Source organism: Accumulibacter sp. (genome assembly GCF_016789985.1).
Classification (GTDB): Bacteria; Pseudomonadota; Gammaproteobacteria; order Burkholderiales; family Rhodocyclaceae; genus Accumulibacter.
The window spans coordinates 1-3,311 of record NZ_JAEUOL010000157.1 but is presented as its reverse complement, the minus strand read 5'-3'; the positions used below and the strand labels follow the sequence as shown (position 1 = coordinate 3,311).

The 3,311-nt window shown below is 65.6% G+C and carries 1 protein-coding gene and 3 pseudogenes; all 4 read left to right on the top strand.

Annotated elements, in window-relative coordinates; translation table 11 throughout:
* Nucleotides 1-369, top strand: a pseudogene (locus tag JNK99_RS08975) (hypothetical protein); the annotation flags it as partial.
* Between the two features lie 223 nt (nucleotides 370-592).
* Nucleotides 593-724, top strand: a pseudogene (locus JNK99_RS08970) (IS3 family transposase); the annotation flags it as partial.
* 89 nt (nucleotides 725-813) lie between these two features.
* Nucleotides 814-999: pseudogene (locus JNK99_RS08965) on the top strand (IS4 family transposase); the annotation flags it as partial.
* Between the two features lie 211 nt (nucleotides 1,000-1,210).
* Nucleotides 1,211-3,311: DNA mismatch repair protein MutS (gene mutS / locus JNK99_RS08960; RefSeq protein ID WP_291851634.1), on the top strand; the 2,101-nt coding region annotated here is incomplete at its 3' end.

The following is a 3,311-nucleotide window of genomic DNA, read 5'->3' as shown; positions in this document are numbered from 1 at the left end:
GAGCAGGCCTTGCGCAATAGGGTCAAGGCAGCCGCCGCGGGCAAGCTCGGTGGCGCCGACGGCAAAGTGGTAACGCCGCAAGAGAGGGAACTCTCCCGGCTGCGTGCCGAGACATCCGGCTCAAGCGGGAGCTGGAAATCCCAAGAAAGCAGCGGCGGACTTCGCGAAGGATGCGCCATGAAGTACGCCTGGATTGACGCGCCTCGACAGGAGTTCGCCCTGGCCGACCTGTGCGCCACCCTGGAGGTCAGCCCGAGTGACCAGCAAGCCGGGAAGCGGGGCGGCACGCCGGATCGGCAGCGACTGACCGACAGCCGAGGCCGGGCTGATCCGCGCCCGCCCTGCCGAAACCAAGGGCACCTACGGTAGTCGGCACAGGGTGCGGGAACTGCGGGCTCGCGGCTTTCCGGCCAGCAAGGACCAGTCTGCGAGCCAGGCCTCCCAGGACAATGTCCGGGAATACGGCAGACCGGCTCGCTGAGCCGGAAGAGCCACTGCCGGGAAAACAAGCGAAGCGCCGTTTCGCGAGCCTTCAGGCGAGAGGGCGAAGCCGCACAACACGCCGACCGAACGCCGGTTGAAGCGCTTCAAGAACGAGCGGGTGCAGGGTATTCCCCACGCCAGCCATGCCGACATGAGGGCCGTGAGTTTCGAGTACATCGAGGGGTTCCACAACCGGAAACGGCTGCATTCGACCCTCGGCCACCGCTCGCCCGTTCAATTTCCTGGAGCACTGGATCAGCCAGCACCCGCCGGAAAAACTGGTAGCATGAAACACCTCCTTGGGAAGGTGAAAAACCGAGGGAAGCTCGCCAGAAGAAGCCGCCAGCGGACGTCCCCACCCTCAAACAGGTCCTGCGCCTGGTGGCCAGGCTCGGCGGATTCTTCGCACGCAAAGGCGACGGAGCGCCAAGCGTCATGACCATCTGGCCCGGATGGCGGCGCGTCATCGACTGTGCGGGTGACCCCCAGTTCATGCGCAAGGTCGCTGCGGGGTGAGTCGTGTATAAGGATGTGCGCTACTCCGGGTTTCAGGAAGCCAAAAGGAAGCGATAAGGCAACGAAACCTTAAAAATCAACACCCTTATCAACGGACAGATTTTTATCGCCTTGAAAAATAAAAGCTTTTTTCTTTCAAACGCCCCCCGCCAGATGGAATCACAGCTTTTACATCAAATCCAAACCATAAAGTATTTACATTTAAAATCATATGGTTACGAAAGAGAAAGAGGCCGCCAAACATACTCCTGTCATGCAGCAGTACCTGCGCCTCAAGGCCGAGCATCCGGACATTCTGCTGTTTTACCGGATGGGTGACTTCTACGAGTTGTTCTTCGACGACGCGGAAAAGGCGGCGCGCCTGCTCGACATCACGTTGACCACCCGCGGCCAGTCGGCCGGGCAGCCGATCAGGATGGCCGGGGTGCCCTACCACGCCGTCGAGCAGTATCTGGCCAAGCTCGTCAAGCTCGGCGAGTCGGTGGTGATCTGCGAGCAGATCGGCGACCCGGCGACCAGCAAGGGTCCGGTCGAACGCGCCGTGGCGCGCATCGTCACGCCGGGCACGCTGACCGATGCCGCGCTGCTCGACGAGAAGCGCGATACCCTGCTGCTCGCCGTCCAAGTGACCAGACAGCTCGCCGGACTGGCCTGGATCAACCTGGCGAGCGGCGAGTTCCGGGTCTGCGAAGTGGCGCCGACCCGGCTGGCCGCCACCCTCGAACGGATCCGGCCGGCCGAGATCATCCTCCCGGAAAGCGTGGTGCTCGGTTTCACCCCGGAGGTCGCGCTGACCCGTCAGCCGGACTGGCATTTCGATGTCGAGACCGGCAGCCGCGACCTGCGTTCGCACTTCGGTACCAGTTCGCTGGCCGGCTTCGGGGCCGAGGGTCTGCGCCCGGCAATTGCCGCGGCCGGCGCCCTGCTGCGCTATGCCAGGGCGACCCAGGCCCGTGCCCTGCCCCACCTGCGGGTGCTGCAGGTCGAACGCGACGCGACCTTCCTCGGCCTCGACACGGCAACCCGACGCAACCTCGAACTGACCGAGACGCTGCGCGGCCAGCCGGCGCCGACCCTCTACAGCCTGCTCGACAACTGCGTCACCGCGATGGGTTCGCGGCTGTTGCGCCATGCCCTGCATCACCCGTGGCGCGACCCGGCCATCCCGGCCGCCCGCCATGCGGCGGTCGCCATGCTGCTCGACGACGAGGGCCACACCCTGCGTACGCTGCGCCAGTCGCTGCGCGGCTTTGCCGACATCGAACGGATCAGCGGCCGGATCGGGCTCTACAGTGCGCGGCCGCGCGACCTGTCCAGCCTGCGCGACAGCCTGCAGCGGCTGGGCGAACTGCGGGCGCCCCTGGCCGGCACGGAGGCGCCGCTGCTCGCCGAGCTGCACGCGCGACTGGCCACGCCAGAGGCCACGCTCGAACTGCTCAGCCGGTCGATTCTGCCCGAACCGGCAGCGCTGCTGCGCGACGGCGGGGTCATCGCCGATGGCTTCGACGCCGAGCTCGACGAACTGCGCGCGCTCAACGGCAATTGTGCTGCCTTCCTGCTCGCACTCGAAACACGTGAACGCGAGCGCACGGGCATCGCCAACCTGAAGGTCGAATACAACCGGGTGCATGGCTTCTACATCGAGGTCAGCCACAGCAATGCGGCCAAGGTGCCGGATGATTATCGCCGGCGGCAGACGCTGAAGAATGCCGAACGCTACCTGACACCCGAGCTCAAGGCCTTCGAGGACAAGGCCCTGTCGGCTCAGGACCGCGCGCTGGCGCGTGAACGGCAGCTCTACGACGGCATCCTCACCGCGTTGCAGGGCGAACTCGCCGAGCTGCAGCAGATCGCCCAGGCGGTGGCCCAGCTCGACCTGCTAACCGGTTTCGCCGACAGCGCGCGGCTGCGCAATTATTGTCGACCGCTGTTCTCGTCCGAGCCGGGCCTGCTGATCGAAGGCGGTCGACATCCGGTGGTCGAGGGCCAGCTCGCCGGTGGCGAGACCTTCATCGCCAACGATTGCCGGCTGACCGACGAGCGGCGCCTGCTGCTGATCACCGGCCCGAACATGGGCGGCAAATCGACCTACATGCGGCAGACCGCCCTGATCGCGCTGCTCGCGCACATCGGCAGCTACGTGCCGGCGACACGCGCCGTGCTGGGTCCGCTCGATCAGATCTTCACCCGCATCGGCGCGGCCGACGATCTGGCCGGCGGGCGCTCGACCTTCATGGTCGAGATGACCGAATCCGCCGCCATTCTGCATCACGCGACCGAACGCAGCCTGGTGCTGATGGACGAGGTGGGGC